Source organism: Mycobacterium sp. (assembly GCF_019243155.1).
GTDB lineage: Bacteria > Actinomycetota > Actinomycetes > Mycobacteriales > Mycobacteriaceae > Mycobacterium.
The window spans coordinates 1-2,247 of sequence record NZ_JAFAUS010000456.1 but is presented as its reverse complement, the minus strand read 5'-3'; the positions used below and the strand labels follow the sequence as shown (position 1 = coordinate 2,247).

At 65.1% G+C, this 2,247-nt stretch carries 2 protein-coding genes; both read right to left on the bottom strand.

The genetic code is table 11. The features are described from left to right. On the bottom strand, window positions 1-1,376 hold a 1,376-nt coding region (locus tag JOZ00_RS23220), incomplete at its 3' end, for a serine hydrolase domain-containing protein (RefSeq protein WP_293348686.1). Between the two features lie 55 nt (window positions 1,377-1,431). After that, on the bottom strand, window positions 1,432-2,247 hold an 816-nt coding region (locus JOZ00_RS23215), incomplete at its 5' end, for an MFS transporter (RefSeq protein ID WP_293348683.1).

The window sequence follows — 2,247 nt, the reverse complement described above, 5'->3', positions numbered from 1 at the left end:
ATGGGGAAGATCATGCCCCGCGCCGAGGAATGGGCTGTGTCGATGTCCCAGCCGAAGCCGCGCAGGTTTTCGCCCGCAATCGCCGGATAGTGCGGAGCGAGAAGCGGATCCGTCGTGTTCGGTCTCGTTGCCAAGGCCGCTCGGGCGGCGGCATTGGCCGCCTCGAGTTGGTGCGCACTGTGTCCCGGCTGCTGCGGACTAATCATCGCCTCCGAAGTTGTTTGCATCAACGGGAATTCGCTGGGCCGGCCCGCGAGCCGATCAAGTAGGGCCTGCGCAAAGACGCTGACATCATGTGCTGTCGAGAACACGCCTGCATGCCCGGCGACGCCACCCATCCGTCGCGCCGTCGTGTCCTGCACGGTTCCCCTAAGCAGGTGATCCAGATCGGGATTCTTGCCCGGGTCACCCCGGCCCTCTTCGTCGCGGGCCGTAGGTGCGATGCGTGGCAGAAGGCCGGTGTCCCAGGTGCCCGCGGGGCAAGGGCCCGGCGGCCGGTCCGTCGGCGTGGGGGCCCAGGCGATCGCGGATCCGATGGTCGTATGCGGACCGCATGCCTTCGCCACGGGCAAGTAGCGGGTGTCCGCCATGCCGAGCGGCTCGAAGACATGGCGCTGGACGTACACGTCGAGGGCCTCCCCCGTCACCTTTTCGATCAGCGCGCCAAGCAGGATGAAGTTGATGTCGGAATAGCGGAAACCATCGCCGGGCGCCGATTCCAGCGGTGTCGTCAGCGCACGGTGAATGCCCTCTGATTTATCGGGTCCGTCCAGGCCCCAGGGGTCACCCAGATTGACGTCGCCCGGTAAGCCCGAGGTGTGTGTGAGCAACATGCGAAGCGTCACCGCGGCACGGCGTGCGTCGTTGGCGGCGTTGAACTCTGGCAGGTACTGCTGCACCGGGTCGTCGAACTGGACCTTGCCCTGTTCGTAGAGCTGCATGACGACGGTCGCCGTTCCGAGGATCTTGGTCAGCGACGCCAGGTCGAAGATCGTGTCCTCGGTCATCGGCTCTGCGGCTGCGGGCAATCCATCCAACCCGGGTTCGTCCGCGAGCTTGCGCAAGCCATACGCCTGATGAAATGCGATCTTGCCGCCATGCCCGACCACAGCCACCGCGCCGGGCAGCTTGTTTGCCGCGATCGCGTTGTTGATCAGCTTGGAGACTTCGGCGAAACCAGGCGCGGGAGGGGGTTCTGGCGTGGGAGCGGGTTCTGGTGTGGGAGCCGCGGTCGGCGCCGACGTCGCCCGTGCGCCGTTGCTGAGTGCCGGGTGTGCGCCACCCCCATGTGAGCAGGCCGCAACGAGTGCAAGAAAGGCGGTTCCAACGGCAACCGCCGTTCGCAGTGGTTTACCGACAAAGCTGCTGGGCGTCATCCCGCCATGATGCTGGGTCCGGCGTAGCGGCTTGTCAAGGCCGAGTTTCGAACCCCTAGGTCTTGGCCTTTGCCGGCACGAGGTCTTCCGTCAGGGCCTCGTCGGCGAGGTCTTCGAGTTCTTTACCTTTAGTCTCCGGCCCCAGCAGGTAACCCACCAGCGTCAGAACCCAGAGACCGGCGAGTGCCAGGTACGGCGTTTCCAGCCCGTAATGCGTTATGCCCCAACCGACAATGGTCGGGGCGGCGATGGAGACGACGCGGCCGCCGCCGACGGCGATGCCGAAACCGGTGCCGCGCAAGACAGTTGGGAAAAGCTCGGAGACATAGGTGTCACCCACCCCCCACAGCCAGCCGAGGGTGGCTATGGCGATCGCACCGAAAACCAGGTATCTGTCCAGTGAGTGCGAAGTGGCGGCCAGGATGGTCGAGACGAACTCGATGACGCCGGCGAGAATCGCCGAGGGACGTCGACCCACCCAATCCGCGAGCGCCGTCCCCAGATAGACGAAGACGACCTGCAGCAGGAAGAACAAGAGCGCGTAGCGGATCGCGTCGATTGAGGACGCGTGGAACCTCTTCACGATGTACGTCGTCAAGAAGACCGTCACGCCCCAGTAGCCGACCGCGTTGGCGGTGTAGATGAGCCAGCCGGAGATGAGTCGTCGCCGCACGCCGGGCAGCTTCCAAAGGCGGGGTTTCGCGGTTCCCCGCACCACTTTGGTCTGTACGTCGGTGTAGCGGTGCGACTCCGTGATGCCGCGCCGGACAAGGAACAAGATGATGGCTGGGACGATCGCCACGATGAACGCGGATTGCCAGCCGAAATGCGGGACCAAGACCAGCGCGACAGCCGCGGCGAGGACGTAGCC